The 18,155-nt window shown below is 63.2% G+C and carries 18 protein-coding genes; 8 read left to right on the top strand and 10 right to left on the bottom strand.

Going from position 1 to position 18,155, the window contains the following annotated elements; genetic code table 11:
- Window positions 1-60: 60 nt before the first annotated feature.
- From thrC to ACOYR4_RS07355, 5 genes are all read right to left on the bottom strand, one after another.
- A complete protein-coding gene (thrC, locus tag ACOYR4_RS07375) occupies window positions 61-1,491 on the bottom strand; it encodes a threonine synthase (protein ID WP_015013257.1) in 1,431 nt (476 codons plus the stop codon).
- 39 nt (window positions 1,492-1,530) lie between these two features.
- Window positions 1,531-1,845: a response regulator gene (locus ACOYR4_RS07370; RefSeq protein WP_309825412.1), complete on the bottom strand. Its 315-nt coding sequence runs from the start codon at window positions 1,843-1,845 to the stop codon at window positions 1,531-1,533.
- 35 nt (window positions 1,846-1,880) lie between these two features.
- On the bottom strand, window positions 1,881-3,215 hold the full coding sequence (locus ACOYR4_RS07365) for a homoserine dehydrogenase (protein WP_015013255.1): 1,335 nt from the start codon (window positions 3,213-3,215) through the stop codon (window positions 1,881-1,883).
- Window positions 3,216-3,287: 72 nt separating this feature from the next.
- Complete coding sequence (locus ACOYR4_RS07360) at window positions 3,288-4,316, bottom strand: DUF1176 domain-containing protein (RefSeq protein WP_422849111.1); 1,029 nt, start codon at window positions 4,314-4,316, stop codon at window positions 3,288-3,290.
- A gap of 37 nt (window positions 4,317-4,353) precedes the next feature.
- On the bottom strand, window positions 4,354-5,601 hold the full coding sequence (locus tag ACOYR4_RS07355) for a pyridoxal phosphate-dependent aminotransferase (RefSeq protein ID WP_015013253.1): 1,248 nt from the start codon (window positions 5,599-5,601) through the stop codon (window positions 4,354-4,356).
- A 149-nt stretch (window positions 5,602-5,750) separates the two neighbouring features.
- On the opposite strand from ACOYR4_RS07355, the gene ACOYR4_RS07350 reads away from it, so the two are divergent.
- From ACOYR4_RS07350 to ACOYR4_RS07335, 4 genes are all read left to right on the top strand, one after another.
- Window positions 5,751-6,122, top strand: coding sequence for an Mth938-like domain-containing protein (locus ACOYR4_RS07350; RefSeq protein ID WP_422849110.1), 372 nt, complete (start codon window positions 5,751-5,753; stop codon window positions 6,120-6,122).
- A gap of 214 nt (window positions 6,123-6,336) precedes the next feature.
- On the top strand, window positions 6,337-6,822 hold the full coding sequence (locus tag ACOYR4_RS07345; RefSeq protein ID WP_015013251.1) for a peroxiredoxin: 486 nt from the start codon (window positions 6,337-6,339) through the stop codon (window positions 6,820-6,822).
- 238 nt (window positions 6,823-7,060) lie between these two features.
- Window positions 7,061-8,827 (top strand): PhoH family protein, encoded by a 1,767-nt coding sequence (locus tag ACOYR4_RS07340; protein ID WP_422849109.1) that lies wholly within the window; start codon window positions 7,061-7,063, stop codon window positions 8,825-8,827.
- Between the two features lies 1 nt (window position 8,828).
- Window positions 8,829-9,218: a hypothetical protein gene (locus ACOYR4_RS07335; protein WP_422849108.1), complete on the top strand. Its 390-nt coding sequence runs from the start codon at window positions 8,829-8,831 to the stop codon at window positions 9,216-9,218.
- 121 nt (window positions 9,219-9,339) lie between these two features.
- Here ACOYR4_RS07335 and dnaB read toward each other — a convergent pair whose 3' ends face one another.
- The 5 genes from dnaB to rpsF all read right to left on the bottom strand — a co-directional run bounded on the left by dnaB (window position 9,340) and on the right by rpsF (window position 12,370).
- Window positions 9,340-10,752 carry a replicative DNA helicase gene (dnaB, locus tag ACOYR4_RS07330; RefSeq protein WP_043565250.1) on the bottom strand — a complete coding sequence of 471 codons (1,413 nt, stop codon included), beginning with the start codon at window positions 10,750-10,752 and terminating at the stop codon, window positions 9,340-9,342.
- Between the two features lie 167 nt (window positions 10,753-10,919).
- Window positions 10,920-11,372: a 50S ribosomal protein L9 gene (gene rplI / locus ACOYR4_RS07325; protein WP_015013247.1), complete on the bottom strand. Its 453-nt coding sequence runs from the start codon at window positions 11,370-11,372 to the stop codon at window positions 10,920-10,922.
- A 12-nt stretch (window positions 11,373-11,384) separates the two neighbouring features.
- Window positions 11,385-11,666, bottom strand: coding sequence for a 30S ribosomal protein S18 (gene rpsR, locus ACOYR4_RS07320; protein ID WP_005795932.1), 282 nt, complete (start codon window positions 11,664-11,666; stop codon window positions 11,385-11,387).
- 17 nt (window positions 11,667-11,683) lie between these two features.
- The gene (priB, locus tag ACOYR4_RS07315) at window positions 11,684-11,974 is read right to left on the bottom strand and encodes a primosomal replication protein N (protein ID WP_015013246.1); all 291 of its coding nucleotides are present in this window, start codon (window positions 11,972-11,974) and stop codon (window positions 11,684-11,686) included.
- Window positions 11,975-11,992: 18 nt separating this feature from the next.
- Entirely contained in the window at window positions 11,993-12,370 is a 378-nt protein-coding gene (rpsF, locus tag ACOYR4_RS07310) for a 30S ribosomal protein S6 (protein ID WP_015013245.1), read from the bottom strand.
- 307 nt (window positions 12,371-12,677) lie between these two features.
- On the opposite strand from rpsF, the gene grpE reads away from it, so the two are divergent.
- From grpE to ACOYR4_RS07290, 4 genes are all read left to right on the top strand, one after another.
- Complete coding sequence (grpE, locus tag ACOYR4_RS07305; RefSeq protein ID WP_422849107.1) at window positions 12,678-13,229, top strand: nucleotide exchange factor GrpE; 552 nt, start codon at window positions 12,678-12,680, stop codon at window positions 13,227-13,229.
- Between the two features lie 94 nt (window positions 13,230-13,323).
- Window positions 13,324-15,273, top strand: coding sequence for a molecular chaperone DnaK (gene dnaK / locus ACOYR4_RS07300; RefSeq protein ID WP_110959345.1), 1,950 nt, complete (start codon window positions 13,324-13,326; stop codon window positions 15,271-15,273).
- A gap of 83 nt (window positions 15,274-15,356) precedes the next feature.
- Entirely contained in the window at window positions 15,357-16,499 is a 1,143-nt protein-coding gene (gene dnaJ, locus ACOYR4_RS07295) for a molecular chaperone DnaJ (RefSeq protein WP_015013242.1), read from the top strand.
- Window positions 16,500-16,658: 159 nt separating this feature from the next.
- Window positions 16,659-18,023 (top strand): MBL fold metallo-hydrolase, encoded by a 1,365-nt coding sequence (locus tag ACOYR4_RS07290; protein WP_422849106.1) that lies wholly within the window; start codon window positions 16,659-16,661, stop codon window positions 18,021-18,023.
- Window positions 18,024-18,155: the final 132 nt, after the last annotated feature.

Raw genomic sequence — 18,155 nt, 5'->3', positions numbered from 1 at the left:
CAAAGCGCCTACTGGCACCTGCGGCCGGAATGCCCGGGCTGAGCCGTCACCCCACCCGATTCAAGCGCAATGGCGCTCGATGTAGGCCTTGACCAGATCCACATCGGCGGGCATCACCTGCACCCGCTTGGGCAGGTCTTCGATGCCGGCAAACTTGGCAGGCCGCTCGGGCGCATGGCCCAGGGCTTCGACGATGGTCTCGGCAAACTTGATGGGCAGCGCCGTCTCCAGCACGATCATCGGCACGTTCGGGTCCTGATGGTGCTCCAGGGCCACCTTCACCCCGTCGGCGGTGTGGGTGTCGATGGTCACTCCATGGCGCTGGTAGTTGTCGCGGATGGTAGCCAGGCGGTCGGCATGGGTGCTCTTGCCGCTTTCAAAGCCGTACTTGGCAGCGGCATCGGCAAAACACGGGTCCTGGCTCAGATCAAACCGACCGTCCTTGGACAGGGCATCGCCAAACAACGCCTTGGTGCGCGCACCGTCGCGGCCCAGCAGGTCGAACACAAAGCGCTCGAAGTTGCTGGCCTTGCTGATGTCCATGGACGGGCTCGACGTTTCGTGCGTATCCGCACTGCCGCGCACACGGTACACGCCGGTGCGGAAGAACTCGTCGAGCACGTCGTTCTCGTTGGTGGCCACCACCAGCTTGGCAATTGGCAGGCCCATCATGCGCGCCACATGGCCTGCGCACACGTTGCCGAAGTTGCCGCTGGGCACCGTGAAGCTGACCTTCTGGTCGTTGGTCTCGGTGGCCTGGATGTAGCCCGCAAAGTAATACACCACCTGCGCCAGCAGGCGCGCCCAGTTGATGGAGTTGACCGTGCCGATCTTGTACTTGTGCTTGAAGGCGTGGTCGTTGGAGACGGCCTTGACGATGTCCTGGCAATCGTCGAACACGCCTTCGATGGCGATGTTGTGGATGTTCTCGTCCTGCAGGCTGAACATTTGCGCCTGCTGGAAGGCGCTCATGCGACCGTGCGGGCTGGTCATGAACACACGCACGCCCGCCTTGCCACGCATGGCGTATTCGGCCGCGCTGCCGGTGTCGCCGCTGGTGGCGCCCAGGATGTTGAGCTGCTCGCCACGGCGGCCCAGCTCGTACTCGAACAGATTGCCCAGCAACTGCATGGCCATGTCCTTGAAGGCCAGTGTGGGGCCGTTGGACAGGGCTTCGAGCCACAGGCTGTTTTCCAGGTGGCGCAGGGGCACGATCTCACCCGTGCCGAACACTTCGGCGGTGTACGTCTTGGCGCACAGGGCCTTCAGGTCGGCAGCGGGGATGTCGTCGATGTAGAGCGACAGGATCTGGAACGCCAGCTCGGCATAACCTTGCTCGTGGTAAGCCTTGCGCAGGCGCGTGAGCATGGCGTCATCTACCTGCGGGTAATGCTCGGGCAGGTACAGGCCACCATCGGGCGCCAGGCCTTCGAGGAGGATGTCGCAAAACTGCTTGCGGTCTGCATGGCCGCGGGTGCTGAGGTACTTCATGAGGGGTTCCCGTCGGTATCGGTGAATGGGGTGAACTGGCTAAAAGCTGATGCCGTACACACGGATGTCAATGTAGAGACGCGAGGCGATCAGCAGGAAGAACCCGCCGATCAGGATGAGCCAGTGCAGTGCCCGGTCCTGGCGGTTGTCGGTGCGCTCCAGCAGTACAAAGTAGAGCCACGCAGCCAGAAAGCTGCCCGCCCCGTTGAGGACGGCCTGCGTGCGCGGCATGGAACCGAACAGGGCCAGTGCGACCAGCAGGCCAAACCAGAACGCCAGATGCCAGCGCGGCAGATCGACATGCGCCATCTTGAGCAGCGCCGACAGCGTGAGCGCGGCAACCAGCGTGGGCATGGCGGGGCATCATCATGGCGCGGCGTGGTCCATCATCAGTTGAGCTCTTCCTTGCGGATGCGCGTGATGGGCGCCAGCACGGTAGGCAGTGCCTGCATTTGTGCAATGACGGCATCCATCGTGCCTTCGCGGGTGTCATGGGTCAGGATGATCAGGTCGGTCTGGGTCGATCCTTCGCCACCCACCTCATCGGCTTCGCGCTGCAGCACGGCATCGATGCTCACGCCGGCCTCTGCCAGCAGGCCGGTGACCTTGGCGAGAACACCCGCCTGGTCGGCCACACGCAGACGCAGGTAGTAGCTGGTGACCACTTCGCTCATCGGCAGCACGGGCAGCTGGTCCATGGCACCTTGCAGCGTGTTGGCCTGGAAGGCCAGGTGGGGCACGCGGTGTTCGGGGTCGGCCGTGTGCAGGCGGGCAATGTCCACCAGGTCAGCAATCACAGCGCTCGCGGTGGGCTCGGAGCCCGCGCCCTTGCCGTAGTACAGCGTGGTGCCCACGGCATCGCCCTGCACCACCACGGCGTTCATCGCGCCTTCCACGTTGGCGATCAGGCGCTTGGAGGGAACGAGGCTCGGGTGCACGCGCAGCTCGATGCCCTTTTCGGCCCGCTTGGTGATGCCCAGCAGCTTGATGCGATAACCCAGCTGCTCGGCGTACTTGATGTCGGCAGCGGAGAGCTTGGTGATACCTTCCACGTAGGCCTTGTCAAACTGCACGGGGATGCCGAAGGCGATGGCCGACATGATGGTGGCCTTGTGCGCGGCGTCCACGCCTTCGATGTCGAAGGTCGGGTCGGCCTCGGCATAGCCCAGGCGCTGGGCTTCCTTGAGCACCACATCAAAGTCCAGGCCCTTGCTGCGCATCTCGGACAGGATGAAGTTGGTAGTGCCGTTGATGATGCCGGCGATCCACTGGATGCGGTTGGCCGTGAGGCCTTCGCGCAGCGCCTTGATGATGGGGATGCCCCCGGCCACAGCGGCCTCGAAGGCGACCATCACGCCCTTGGCCGATGCGGCCGCAAAAATCTCGGTGCCGTGCACGGCCAGCAGCGCCTTGTTGGCAGTGACCACATGCTTGCCCGCCGCGATGGCTTCGAGCACCAGGGCGCGGGCGATGCCGTAGCCGCCGATCAGTTCGATCACGATGTCGATGTCGGGGTTGGCGATGATGGCGCGGGCGTCGTTGACGACCTGGATGCTGTCACCCACCACGGCCTTGGCGCGCGCCACGTCCAGATCGGCCACCATGGTGATCTCGATGCCACGGCCAGCACGGCGGCTGATTTCGTCCTGGTTGCGTGCGAGCACGTTGAACACGCCGCTGCCGACGGTGCCGATGCCCAGAAGGCCTACTTGGATGGGTTTCATAGCAATGGGAAGAGAAAGAAAAACAATGATTCGGGAAGGATGTATGGGGCGAGGTGTCGAGCAGCAGATCCGTCAGCGGGTGACATAGGTCGGCAGCTGCCAGGCGCCGCCCGCAAAACCACGGCACATGCCATCGCCAGACTCGCTGCGCAGCACAAAACCCTGGCCGTCGAACTGCCACTCACGCACCCACCAGCAGTCGCCAATGCCACGGCCCTTCATCGCCGAATGCACCATGCCCGAGGCGGGATCGAAATCGCCGTCCACGTCCTGCAAGGGCTCTGGCTTGTAGGGCGGGCGGTCGTTGGCCACCCACAGCAAGCTGCTGAAGTTGTAGGCACCCATGCCGCAGGGCACGGACAGCAGCACCTTGCGGTCCGTGAGCCGGTAGACCTGCACGTTGGCGGGGTTGAACGCATCGTCGCCATTGCACTGGCCCTCGGTGCTGGCGCGGTCCAGCGCAGCCACCAGCGGCTGGGCCAGCGCGGCATCGCCCTTGCGCGCAGGCAGCGGGGTCACCGCCTTGATCACGGGAGCAGGCAAAGGGGGCAGCACGGAAGCCTCTGGCTTCGTGCCTTTGCGCACCAGGGCGCCCGGGGTGCCCACCCGGCCCTGGGCCTCGTCCATCTTGAGCAGAACTGCGGTGACACCCGCCAGCGACAGTACCCAACGGTCCTTGCCAGCGGCCACCGTGGCCTCTTCATTCTTGAGCAACTCCTGCAGCAGGCGAGGCACCTGGGCCGCAGGCACGCTGGGGGTGTCGCCCTTGAGCCCCGGCAACGAGAGTGCGCCCACCTTGAGGTGCAGCGACGCTGGAGAGGCCTTCTCGGTGGACACTTGCAGGTCCACCAGCACCGGAGTATCAGGCCCTGCCTCGCGGGTCAGGCGCATGGAGACCGGCTCTGACTCTCCACTCTCAGACTGGTACCCCACGGCCCTGCAAGTGCGGGTGTTGTCGCATTGCAAGGCCCAGTCTTTGTGCTGGAAGCTCACGGGCTCCTTGCCCTTGTCGGCAGCGTGCACGGTGCCGAGCAAGCCCGCCGCCACCAGCACGCAGGCGGCAACATGCCGGGCCAGGTCTAGAGCGGAGGGGCTGCGCATGGAGCGTATCGCCTTGTTGTCTGGGCAACGCGACGGATCAGGCCGCGACCGCTGCCGCAGTGGTCTGCTTGCGCTTTCGGTATTGCTCCAGGAAGCGCGCCACGCGGCCAATGGCATCGCGCAAGTCATCTTCATGGGGCAGGAACACGATGCGGAAATGGTCAGGCGCGGGCCAGTTGAACCCCGTGCCCTGCACCAGCATGACCTTGGTTTCCTGCAGCAGCTCCAGGAAGAATTGCTGGTCGTCCTCGATGGGATACACCGCCGGATCCAGGCGCGGGAACATGTAGAGCGCGGCCTGCGGCTTCACACAGGTCACACCGGGAATGGCCGTGATCAGCTCATACGCCAGGTCACGCTGCTTGCGCAGGCGGCCGCCTTCGCACACCAGTTCGTTGATGCTCTGGTACCCCCCCAGCGCCGTCTGCACGGCCCACTGGCCGGGCACGTTGGCGCACAGGCGCATGTTGGAGAGCATGTTCAGGCCCTCGATGTAGTCCTTGGCAGGCTTCTTGTCGCCCGACACCACCAGCCAGCCAGCGCGGTAACCGCAGGACCGGTAGCTCTTGGACAGCGAGTTGAACGTGAGTGTGAGCACATCCTCGCTCAGCGAGCCAATGGCCGTGTGCTTGGCGCCGTCGTACAGCACCTTGTCATACACCTCGTCCGCAAAGATCACCAGGCCATGTTCGCGGGCGATGGCGACAATGCCCTTGAGCAGCTCGACCGAGTACAGGGCCCCCGTGGGGTTGTTGGGGTTGATGACTACGATGCCTTTGGTGCGCGGCGTGATCTTGGAGCGGATGTCGTCCAAGTCGGGCATCCATCCATTGGCTTCGTCGCACAGGTAGTGCACCGGGGTGCCGCCCGACAGGCTCGCCGCAGCCGTCCACAGCGGGTAATCCGGCGACGGCAGCAGCAATTCGTCGCCCGTATCCAGCAACGCATTGGTGGCCATCACGATCAGTTCGCTGGCGCCATTGCCCAGGTAGATGTCGTCCAGCGCCACGCCCTTGATACCCTGCTTCTGGGTCTCATGCATCACGGCCTTGCGGGCGGCGAAGATGCCCTTGCTGTCCGAATAGCCCGCTGAATTGGGCAGGTTACGGATCATGTCCTGCTGGATTTCCTCGGGGGCATCAAAGCCGAACACGGCCAGATTGCCGATGTTGAGCTTGATGATCTTGTGCCCGTCTTCCTCCATCTGCTTGGCCGCGTCCATGATCGGGCCCCGGATGTCGTAGCAAACATTGGCAAGCTTGGCGGATTTTTGGACGGTTTTCATGCGCTGACAGTAGTGCGGTGGGGTCAGGAGGCCGCCGGGGCCGGCGCCCTCAGACGAAACCTATAATTTGACCACAGAACCGTTGCCATCCCCCGGCACCAGGCGCTGCTGCCATGCCCCGCAGCCCCCCAAGCCCACCCATTCCCGACATGAAATTCCAGCCCGACCGCTCCAATGCACAGACCATCAGCGGCTACGGCCCCGGCTGGATCGGTATTGACGCCGACAAGATCACACACAGCGTCATCATCGGCTCTGGGGGCCTGCGTCAACCCTGGCCTTGTACACGCTTCGACGACCTGACACCGGAGCATTTTGCCCAGCTGGCTGAGCTGGAAACCGAGCTGGTCATTTTCGGCAGTGGCCTGCGCAACCGCTTTCCTCCGCCAGCCTGGCTGGCTCCGCTGATCGCTCGGAGGCTGGGACTGGAAACCATGGATACGCAGGCAGCATGCCGCACGTACAACATCCTGGCCAGTGAAGGTCGCAACGTGGTCGCAGCCCTGATCCTGGAAGTGTGAGCGCGCTCCGGCGGACCCTGTGATGTAAAGCCATCCACCTATGCACAGCCGTGCCAAAGTGGGCGCCACCGCAGCCAGGACACACTGTCTTACATTTGGCCGGGAACCGTTTTCAGGGTAAAATCACCGGTTGCGGTCGGGGGCACTACCAAGAGCAATAACACACCCACTCCCTCGGCTTACCAACGACTACATCCTGAGAGATTGAAGTGATATGGCGATCGTTGTCAACAAACCCCTCCCTGAATTTGAAGCCAACGCAACCGGTGGTATCAAGGTTTCCAACACCTCCCACCTTGGCCAAATTCTGGTTCTCTACTTCTATCCCAAGGACAACACGCCGGGCTGCACTACGGAGGCCATGCAGTTTCGCGACAAGTACAAGGATTTCGTGAAGGCTGGCGCCGCAGTGTTCGGCGTCTCGCGTGACAACATGAAGTCGCACGACGACTTCAAGGAAAAGCTGGAACTGCCGTTCGAGCTGATTGCAGATACCGAAGAGAAAATGTGCCACATGTTCGGCGTGGTCAAGAACAAGATCATGTACGGCAAGAAGGTCAAGGGCATTGAGCGCAGCACCTTCCTGATCGGCCCCGACGGTCTTCTGGTGCAAGAGTGGCGTGGCCTCAAGGTACCTGGCCACGTGGACGAAGTTCTCAAGACTGTCAAATCTCTCAAGGCCCTGAAGAAGGCCGCCTGAGCCCAGCACGGATTGCAAAGGGTTCGATTGCGCTATTTCAGTCCATCAGGGGTCATTGGAGCATCCACGCGACACACCACCCGTTTTGCCTCGGCAAGACACATGGAGTGGGCATAATGGATCAATGCCCCTGGTTACTGCACCGCTAGCACCCACCCAAAAAGCCGCCTTGGCCTCAAGGCGGCTTTTTGCTTTCTGACCCATCCGTTACCCCTTTACCGACCGAGGCCCTGCCACCATGCCCCTGCCCCCCGCCCCCAGCCGGCGCGCTGCACTCCTCGCGCCAGAAGCCTTTGAAGTCACGGCCCGCCCTCGCGTAGCGACCACCTCCGCCAACGAACCGGTGGCTGCGCCTCAGCGCACTGCAGGAGCGCCGGCCCGCGCTGGCCGCAAGGCAGACAGCGTGGCCTCTGCGCTGGCAGCACCCGAAGCCGCTCCGCTGGTCCAGGTCCAGGTCGAGACCCGCGCCCGCACACCCGAACCCGTCACCGCACCCGTGGCTCGCAGCACCGGGACCCGCAAGGCACGGAGCACCAGCGCTACGCCGGCCGTTATCGCCAGCACCGCACCAGCCGCCGCAACCACCACCCGAGCCCGCAAATCCGCGTCACAAGGCCCGACCAAGCTCTTCGTGCTGGACACGAATGTGCTGCTGCACGACCCAACCAGCCTGTTCCGCTTTGAAGAGCACGACATCTTCCTGCCGATGATCGTGCTGGAGGAACTGGACGGCCACAAGAAGGGCATGACCGAAGTCGCCCGCAATGGCCGCCAGGCAAGCCGCACGCTCGACGCGCTGGCGGCCGCCCAAGGCGCAGACATGGCCAAGGGCCTCAAGCTCGACTCCACCGGCCAGCGTGCCGCAGGCGGCCACCTGTTCTTCCAGACCGTACCGTTGGACTACAGCCTGCCCACCAGCCTGCCCCCTGGCAAGGCCGACAACCAGATCCTGGGCGTGGTGGAAGCGCTGCGCAAGCTGCATGCCCCGCGCGAGGTCGTGCTGGTGTCCAAGGACATCAACATGCGCGTCAAGGCGCGCGCCCTGGGCCTGAACGCCGAGGACTACCAGAACGACAAGACACTGGAAGACGGCGACCTGCTGTACGCCGGCGTGCTGGCCCTGCCACCGGACTTCTGGACCAAGAGCGGCAAGAACGTGGAAAGCTGGCAGAGCGGCGCCCACACCTACTACCGCATTGGCGGACCGATCGTGCCGCAGCTGATGATCAATCAGTTCGTGTACTTCGAGGCGCCCGGCGAGCCCAGCCTGTTCGCGCGTGTGAGCGAGATCCGCGAAAAGACTGCGGTGCTGCAGACGCTGAAGGACTATGGCTCTGCCAAGAACGCGGTGTGGGGTGTGACCACCCGCAACCGCGAGCAGAACTACGCCATGAACCTGCTCATGGACCCCGAGATCGACTTCGTGACGCTGACCGGCACGGCGGGCACCGGCAAGACCCTGCTGGCCCTGGCTGCAGGCCTCACCCAAGTGCTGGACGACCGCCGCTACACCGAGATCATCATGACCCGCGCCACCGTGAGCGTAGGCGAGGACATCGGCTTCTTGCCCGGCACCGAGGAAGAAAAGATGGGCCCCTGGATGGGCGCGCTGGACGACAACCTGGAGTTCCTGGCCAAGGGCGACGGCGGCAACGCCGGCGAGTGGGGCCGTGCGGCCACCAACGAGCTGATCCGCAGCCGCATCAAGATCAAGAGCATGAACTTCATGCGCGGACGCACCTTCCTGAACAAGTACGTGATCATCGATGAGGCGCAGAACCTGACGCCCAAGCAAATGAAGACGCTGATCACCCGCGCAGGCCCTGGCACCAAGATCATCTGCATGGGCAACCTGGCGCAGATCGATACACCGTATCTGACCGAAGGCTCGTCCGGCCTGACGTACGCGGTAGACCGCTTCAAGGGCTGGCCACACAGCGGCCACATCACGCTGGCGAGGGGCGAACGCTCACGCCTGGCGGACTTCGCCAGCGAGGTGCTCTGAGTTGGCGACAGGCTGGGTTGCTGCGCTGAAGCTGGTGCCCTGGGGCGACGTCATCGAGGCGACGCCCCAGATCCTGCAAGCCGCCAAAAAGCTGCTGGGCACCACGCAGAAAGGGAATGCCGACGCTGCAGCGGGTGCGCTGGAAGGCGGGTCTGGTGGCGAACCCGCCATGCCGGTCGCCTTGCAGCTCCAGCATCTGCGCGACCGGGTGGCGCAGTTGGTGCGGGAGCAGCAAGAGTCTGCCGTGCTGATCCAGTCGCTGGCCGAACAGAATGCCCAGGTGGTGCGAGCGGTGGAAGTGCTACGGCAGCGCCAGCAACGGCTCACAGTAGCCGCAGGCATCCTGGCCGCGGCATGCACGGGGTTGCTGGTGTGGGTGCTGCGGCAGTAGTGCCAATGTGCATACTGCGCGACTGGAGCCACAGACTCAGGACTGCATAGCGCTCGCCCTCATTCGCTATAAATTCAATAGCTGCCAGCGCATATGAATCATGCGCTAGCAGCTATTTTTATTAGAAGTCGTCACCCGAACCCATCGCCAGGTTCTCAAAGCGCGTCTGATTCTTCTGGAAGAACAGCTTCACGGTTCCCGTAGGGCCGTTACGCTGCTTGCCGATGATGACCTCGGCCACGTTGGGCTCCTTTGAGTCCTTGTTGTAGTAGTCGTCGCGGTAGATGAACATGATGATGTCCGCGTCCTGCTCGATGGCACCGGATTCGCGCAGGTCGGACATCATGGGGCGCTTGTCGGTGCGCTGCTCTACCGAACGGTTGAGCTGCGACAGCGCAATCACCGGGCACTGCAACTCCTTGGCCAGCATCTTCAGGCCCCGGGAGATTTCGCCCAGCTCTGTCGCCCGGTTGTCGGCACTGCCTGCGCCCGAGCCGCTCATGAGCTGCAAATAGTCCACGACGATCAAGCCCAGCTTGCCGCACTGGCGCGCCAGGCGCCGTGCATTGGCGCGCAGCTCGCTGGGCGTGAGGCCCGGGGTTTCATCGATGTGCAGCGACACCGTGCGCAGCTTCTCGATGGCCTCGGTCAGGCGCGGCCACTCGTCATCGGTGAGCTGGCCGGTGCGCAAATGCCCTTGGTTCACGCGGCCGATGGAGCCCACGATACGCACCGCGAGCTGGGCGGCCCCCATTTCCATGGAGAAGATGGCGACGGGCAGGCCTTCGTTCAGCGCGACGTGCTCGGCAATGTTCACCGCAAACGAGGTCTTGCCCATGGAGGGGCGCGCCGCCAGCACGATCATGTCACCCGCCTGCAGCCCCGAGGTCATGCGGTCCAGGTCGGCAAAGCCGGTGGGAATGCCGGTCACGTCCACCGGGTTGTCGGCCATCTCCTGCACCTTGTCGAGCAGGTCGATCACCAGCGTGTCGAGCGACTGGAAGCCCTGTTTGGTTCGCGACCCCTCTTCGCCAATGGCAAAGATCTTGGCCTCGGCCTCGTCCAGGATGCGCTCCACGGTCTTGCCTTGCGGGTTAAAGGCATTGGTGGAGATTTCATCGCTGGCCGTGACCAGTTTGCGCAGGATGGCACGCTCGCGAACGATCTCGGCATAGCGCCGGATGTTGCTGGCGCTGGGCACGTACTGCGCCAGGTTGTTCAGGTAAGCGAGCCCCCCCATCTCCTGTGCCTTGCCCTGGTTCTGCAGGTGCTCGAACACCGTGATCACATCGGCTGGCTTGCTGGCATTGATCAACGCACCGATGGCGGTGTAGATCATCTGGTGTTCATGGCGGTAGAAATGGCTCTCCACCAGCAAGTCGCCCACACGGTCCCAGGCGTTGTTGTCCAGCAGCAGCCCCCCCAGCACGCTGGACTCCGCCTCGATGGAGTGCGGCGGCACACGCAACTGGGCAATCTCACGGTCCGGCACGGGCGTGAATCCATCATCAAGGGGTGGGAAAACGGCAGACATGGAATCCTCGAAGTCAACCCGGCATGCTATCGCCCGCACGGCGCGTCGTCATGGCACAAGTCTGTGGATAAGGCGGGGGTAACCCGTGGGCAACCGTGTACAAACCACGGTCACACAAAAACAAAAGCCGCCCGAGGGCGGCTTTGTCGAAAAGTCCGAACGGACGATCAGGCGGTTTCGCCGTAGACCGACACGTTGACTTCCACCACCACGTCGGTGTGCAGAGCCACGCTCACAGCGCTATCGCTCACGACCTTGATCGGGCCGTTGGGCAGGCGGATTTGCGACTTGGCAACCTTGTAGCCTTGCTTGTTCAGCTCTTCGGCGATGTCGTGGTTGGTCACGGAACCAAACAGACGGCCATCCACGCCAGCCTTTTGGGTCAGCTTGACGGTGGTACCGGCCAGCTTTTCGCCTTGGGCTTGGGCTTCTGCCAGCTTGGCAGCAGCGGCCTTTTCGAGTTCAGCGCGCTTGGCTTCGAACTCTGCCTTGGCGGCTTCGGTGGCGCGGCGGGCGCGACCAGCGGGGATCAGAAAGTTACGGGCGTAGCCGTCTTTGACCTTGACGATTTCACCGAGGTTGCCGAGGTTCACAACCTTGTCGAGCAGAATGATTTGCATGGGTTGTGCTCCTTAGATCTTGTGCTGGTCGCTGTAAGGCACCAGGGCCAGGAAGCGGGCGCGCTTGATGGCAGTGTTCAGCTGACGCTGGAAGATGGCGCGCGTGCCGGTCAGGCGTGCGGGGATGATCTTGCCGTTTTCGGCGATGAAATCACGCAGCGTGTCGACATCCTTGTAGTCGATTTCTTCAACACCGGTCACCGTGAAGCGGCAGAAGCGCTTGCGCTTGAACAGCAGGGACTGTGTGTTGCGCTTTGGGCGCTTGTCTTTGTTGAACTTCTTGAACGTGGCCATTGCGGACCCCTTGAAAATTAATTTTGTTGAATATCCTGGATGTGCAGCACTGCAGTCTTGCCGTTGCGCGGCGTGGCCAGAAACCCAGAGAAAGTCCAGAGACTTCCGATGTTCTGCCTTGCCAGTCGCTCGGCCATCGCTCCAAACGCGGTGGCCTTCATGGCAGCCTTGACTTCGCGGGGGCGACCTGCCTCGGTTTGCTGGGACTCGTGTTCGAGGCGCAGCGAGATGGCAGGCAATCCGGCGGGCGTGTATCGCAGGGGTTCAGCCTCTGCGATACAGGCGGTCAAGACGACGCGGTTCTCCACTCCAAAGAGAGAAGAGGATCAGCGCTCGCCAGCCGCTGCGTATTCAGCTTGGCTGGCCTTGCGGGCTTCTTCGCGCTCCACGGTCTTCATCATGGAGGAAGGACCGGTTTCGGCCTTCTTCTTTTGCACGGTCAGGTGGCGCAGCACGGCGTCGTTGAACTTGAAGGCGTGTTCCAGTTCAGCCATCACAGCCTGGTCGGCTTCGATGTTCACGCACAGGTAGTGGGCCTTGGCCAGCTTGTTGATCAGGTACGCCAGTTGACGACGGCCCCAGTCTTCCACGCGGTGCACCTTGCCACCGCCAGCGGTGATCATGCCCTTGTAGCGCTCCAGCATGGCTGGCACTTGTTCGCTTTGATCCGGATGGATCAACAAAATGATTTCGTAATGACGCATGCAGACTCCTTTTGGGTGAGACCACCCACCGCGTCTAGAAGTGGTGTGGCAAGGGAAAGCCTGCGATTATAACCCGGCCGCTCGCGCTTGTACACTCAGCACATTCGCAGCCGCACTCTCCGCGCCCCATTTGCCCGGTCATGGGAGATAGGGCCCTTGCAAAAACGGCAGTTGGGCCGACATGCCTTACAACCACTTGCGCCAGTCCGGGCCGTCACAACGACAAATCCCTTGCGCAGACCTTGATATTGCCCGGCGAGCCCCCAGATGCCGCGCGTACCGCTTTTTTACCTCTTCACTTACTGACATGTCAGACCACAGCCAAACCAACCCCGCCCAGAGCGCCCCTGCCCCCGAAGAAGTCGAAGCCGCCATGGCTGCCCACGCCTCCGATGAGCTGGCTCGCCTGCAGGGCGAGCTGGCCGAGCTGAAGGCCAAGAGCGCCGATCTGGCCGACCAGTTCCTGCGTGCCAAGGCCGAGGCAGAGAATGCCCGCCGCCGCGCTGAAGAGGAAGTGTCCAAGGCCCGCAAATTCGGCATCGAGAGTTTTGCCGAGAGCCTGCTGCCCGTGGCCGACAGCCTGGATGCCGCCCTGGCCATCAAGGAAGCCACCCCCCAGCAGCTGCGCGAGGGCGCCGACGCTACGCTGCGCCAGCTGACCTCGGCCCTCGAGCGCAACAAGGTGGTGGCCATCAACCCCACTGCAGGCGCCAAGTTCGACCCCCACCAGCACCAGGCCATCAGCGTGGTACCCGCTGAACAAGAAGCCAACACGGTGGTCGCCGTGCTGCAAAAGGGCTATGTGATCGCCGAGCGCGTACTGCGCCCCGCCCTGGTCACCGTGGCGGCCCCCAAATAAAAGCCGCAAAAAATCGCCCCGGAAGACTTGAACCCCACCAAGTTATCCACAAGTTACTAGCCATCCAAACCATTCAAGCATTCGGAGAAAAATCATGGGAAAAATCATCGGCATTGACCTGGGCACCACCAACAGCTGCGTCTCCATCATGGAGGGCAACACCACCCGCGTGATCGAAAACAGCGAAGGCGCGCGCACCACGCCGTCCATCGTGGCTTACCAGGAAGACGGCGAGATCCTCGTCGGCGCATCCGCCAAGCGCCAGGCCGTGACCAACCCCAAGAACACGCTGTTCGCGATCAAGCGCCTGATCGGCCGCAAGTTCACCGAAAAGGAAGTGCAAAAGGACATCGACCTGATGCCCTACTCCATCGTGGCCGCCGACAACGGTGACGCCTGGGTGGAAGTGCGCGGCAAGAAGCTGTCGGCCCAGCAAGTGTCTGCTGACATTCTGCGCAAGATGAAGAAGACCGCCGAGGACTACCTGGGCGAGCCCGTGACCGAGGCCGTGATCACCGTGCCCGCGTACTTCAACGACGCTCAGCGCCAAGCCACCAAGGACGCTGGCCGCATTGCAGGCCTAGACGTCAAGCGCATCATCAACGAACCCACGGCTGCGGCCCTGGCCTTCGGCCTGGACAAGCAGGAAAAGGGCGACCGCAAGATTGCTGTGTATGACCTGGGTGGCGGTACGTTCGACGTGTCCATCATCGAAATCGCCGACGTAGACGGCGAAAAGCAGTTCGAAGTGCTGTCGACCAACGGCGACACCTTCCTGGGCGGCGAAGACTTCGACCAGCGCATCATTGACTACATCATCAGCGAGTTCAAGAAAGAGCAAGGCGTGGACCTCTCCAAGGACGTCCTGGCCCTGCAACGCCTGAAGGAAGCCGCTGAAAAGGCCAAGATCGAGCTGTCCAACTCGGCCTCTACCGACATCAACCTGCCCTACATCACGGCCGACGCTTCGGGCCCTAAGCACCTGAACATCAAGCTGACCCGCGCCAAGCTGGAAGCCCTGGTGGAAGAGCTGATCGAGCGCACCATCGCTCCTTGCCGCATGGCCATCAAGGATGCCGGCGTGTCCGTGTCCGACATCCATGACGTGATCCTGGTCGGCGGCATGACCCGCATGCCAAAGGTGCAGGAGAAGGTCAAGGAGTTCTTCGGCAAGGACCCCCGCAAGGACGTGAACCCTGACGAAGCCGTGGCCGTGGGCGCCGCCATTCAAGGTCAGGTGCTGTCGGGCGACCGCAAGGACGTGCTGCTGCTGGACGTGACCCCCCTGTCGCTGGGTATCGAAACACTGGGCGGTGTGATGACCAAGATGATCACCAAGAACACGACCATCCCGACGAAGTTCGCACAGACCTTCTCGACGGCCGACGACAACCAGCCTGCCGTGACCATCAAGGTCTACCAGGGCGAACGCGAAATGGCTTCGGGCAACAAGCTGCTGGGCGAGTTCAACCTGGAAGGCATTCCACCGGCAGCCCGTGGTGTTCCACAGATCGAAGTGTCGTTCGACATCGACGCCAACGGCATCTTGCACGTGGGCGCCAAGGACAAGGGCACCGGCAAGGAAAACAAGATCACCATCAAGGCCAACTCGGGCCTGTCGGAAGAAGAAATCCAGAAGATGGTGAAGGACGCCGAGCTGAACGCCGCGGACGACAAGAAGAAGCTGGAGCTGGTACAAGCCCGCAACCAGGGTGAAGCTGCCGTACACAGTGTGAACAAGAGCCTCGCCGAGCATGGCGACAAGCTCGAAGCCGGCGAAAAGGACGCCATCACCGCCGCCGTGAAGGCCCTGGAAGAAGCGCTGAAGGGTGAAGACAAGGCTGCCATCGACGAAAAGACGACCGCGCTGATGGCCGCCAGCCAGAAGCTGGGCGAGAAGATGTACGCCGAATCGCAGGCAGCGCAAGCCGCCCAGGCGGCCGGTGGTGCAGACGCCGCAGGCGCCTCGGCCGGTGCAGCCAACAAGCCCGCCGATGACGATAACGTCGTCGATGCCGAGGTGAAGGAAGTCAAGAAGGGCTGAACGAGCCCCCGTTGACCCGAGCCGCCGCGCATTGCTCTGAGGGGCTGCGCGGCGTTCCTGTTCCAACTGGGTTCTGAATCACTATGTCCAAACGAGACTTTTACGAAATCCTAGGCGTTCCGAAAAACGCCTCGGACGAAGAAATCAAGAAGGCCTATCGCAAGCTGGCGATGAAGCATCACCCTGACCGCAACCAGGGTGATGCCGCCAAGCCTGCCGAAGAGAAATTCAAGGAAGCCAAAGAGGCTTACGAAATGCTCTCCGACCCGCAAAAGCGGGCCGCCTACGACCAGTACGGCCACGCCGGTGTGGACCCCAACATGCGCGGCCCCGGCGGTGCAGGTGCCGAAGGGTTTGGCGGTTTTGCCGAGGCGTTTGGCGACATCTTCGGTGACATGTTCGGCCAGCAAGGCCGTGGCCGGGGAGCCGGCGGACGCCAAGTGTACCGGGGCTCCGACCTCAGCTACGCCATGGAGATCACGCTGGAAGAGGCCGCGCGCGGCAAGGACGCGCAGATCCGCATCCCCTCCTGGGACACCTGCGACACCTGCCATGGCAGCGGCGCCAAGCCTGGCACCAGCGCGAAGACCTGCGGCACCTGCCAGGGCGCAGGCACGGTGCAGATGCGCCAGGGCTTCTTCAGCGTGCAGCAGACCTGCCCCCACTGCCGCGGCACGGGCAAGATCATTCCTGAGCCCTGCACCACCTGCCACGGCCAGGGCAAGCTCAAGAAGCAAAAAACGCTGGAGGTGAAGATCCCTGCGGGCATCGACGACGGCATGCGCATCCGCAGCACGGGCAACGGCGAACCGGGCACCAACGGCGGCCCACCGGGCGACCTGTACATCGAGATCCGCCTGAAGAAACACGACATCTTCGAGCGCGACGGTGACGACCTGCACTGCCAGGTGCCCGTGAGCTTCATCACGGCGGCCCTCGGCGGCGAGATCGAAGTGCCCACGCTCGCAGGCAAGGCCGCGATCGACATCCCCGAAGGCACCCAGGCCGGCAAACAGTTCCGCCTGCGCGGCAAGGGCATCAAGGGAGTGCGCGCCAGCTACCCCGGCGACCTGTACTGCCACATCGCGGTCGAGACGCCCGTCAAGCTCACCGAGCACCAGCGCAAGCTGCTGCGCGAGCTGGAAGACTCCCTCAAGAAGGGCGGCGCGCGCCATTCGCCCAGTGGCGAGAGCTGGACGGACCGACTAAAGAACTTCTTCAGCTGATCCCTAACGCACGGGTTTCCCCGCCCCTAACCGCCTGCAGCCCCAAGGCCGCAGGCGGTTTTTTCTTGATGCAAGGCAAGAAACGCCGTGGCAATGTCCACGGGCGCGATCCGATCAGTAGGATGGGCACCATCGATGATCAGTCAGGAGCCTGGACACATGAACGTCAACATCACCTTCCTAGGCGGCTCCGGCACTGTCACCGGCTCCAAATACCTGGTGCGCTACAACGGCAAAAGCCTGCTGGTCGATTGCGGTCTGTTCCAGGGCTACAAGCAGCTGCGCCTGCGCAACTGGCAGCCCCTGCCCGTCACGCCGCACCAGATCGACGCCGTGGTGCTGACCCACGCCCACCTGGACCACAGCGGCTACCTGCCCTTGCTGGCGCGCGACGGCTATACCCACGCCATCCATTGCACGCCGGGCACGCGCGACCTGTGCACCATCCTGCTGCCCGACAGCGGACACCTGCAGGAAGAAGACGCCGCCTTCCTCAACCGCCACCAGCTCAGCAGCCACAGCCCCGCCCTGCCCCTGTATACGCGGCTGGATGCAATGCACTGCCTCAAGCAGTTCCAGATCCATCCGTTCCACAAAGCCTTCGAGCCCTTGCCCGGCTGGCGCGTGACCTTTTCGCCTGCGGGCCACATCCTGGGGGCGGCCAGCGTGCTGCTGGAGGTGGGAGGCAGGCGCATCCTGTTCTCCGGTGACCTGGGCCGGCCGGACGACTTGCTGATGAACCCACCAGACGCCCCGCCCCAAGCGGACACGGTGCTCATCGAATCCACCTACGGCGACCGCGAGCACCCGCCTGAGGGTCTGCTCGACGAACTGGGCCCCGCCCTGCAGCGGCTGGCTGCACGCGGGGGCATCGCCGTGGTGCCTGTGTTCGCCGTGGGCCGTGCACAGGTCGTGCTACACGCCATCGGTTTGCTGAAGGCGCAGGGCGTGGTACCCGCATCGCTCAAGGTGTTTCTGGACAGCCCTATGGCCGTGAGCACCACAGGGCTGTTCCAGCACCACATGCAGGAACACCGCCTGAGCGGGCGGGAAGTGCAGGCGCTGGAACACGGCGCCACCATGGTCCAGACGACGGAACAGTCCAAAGGCCTGGCCCGGCTGCATGGGCCCATGGTCATCCTGTCGGCCAGCGGCATGGCCACCGGGGGCCGCGTGCTGCACCACCTGGCGCTGCACGCGGGCGACCACCGCAACATGATCATCCTGACCGGGCACCAGGCGCCGGGCACGCGCGGCGCCCGCCTGGCTGAGGGCGAGAAAAACATCCGCATCCACGGCCAGGACGTGGCTGTTCGGGCCGAAGTGGTCAAGCTGTCTTCTGCATCGGCCCATGCGGACGGCAACCAGCTCATCGCCTGGCTGCGCAGCATGGGCCACGCACCCGACCAGGTGTACGTGGTGCATGGCGAAATGGACGCTGCAGACCGGCTGCGCCAACGCGTTGAACACGAGCTGCGCTGGCGGGCCTCGGTGCCCGAACACGGCAGCACCTGCACGGCCTGAGCTCCGCCCCGGTCTCTCTTTCTGCGCTCCAGAAGAGCAGTTCTCGCGCAGAAGGGCATCGCAGTCATCGCGTATCGCGATGACAAACCACTAATAATGGGGGGAAAATAGGAAACCTTCTCCTTTCGAGAA

This window comes from Acidovorax sp. M14 (assembly GCF_049331375.1).
In the GTDB taxonomy this organism is placed as follows: domain Bacteria; phylum Pseudomonadota; class Gammaproteobacteria; order Burkholderiales; family Burkholderiaceae_C; genus Acidovorax.
Note: the sequence above shows the minus strand (reverse complement) of the source record. Positions and strands in the feature narration are given on the sequence as shown.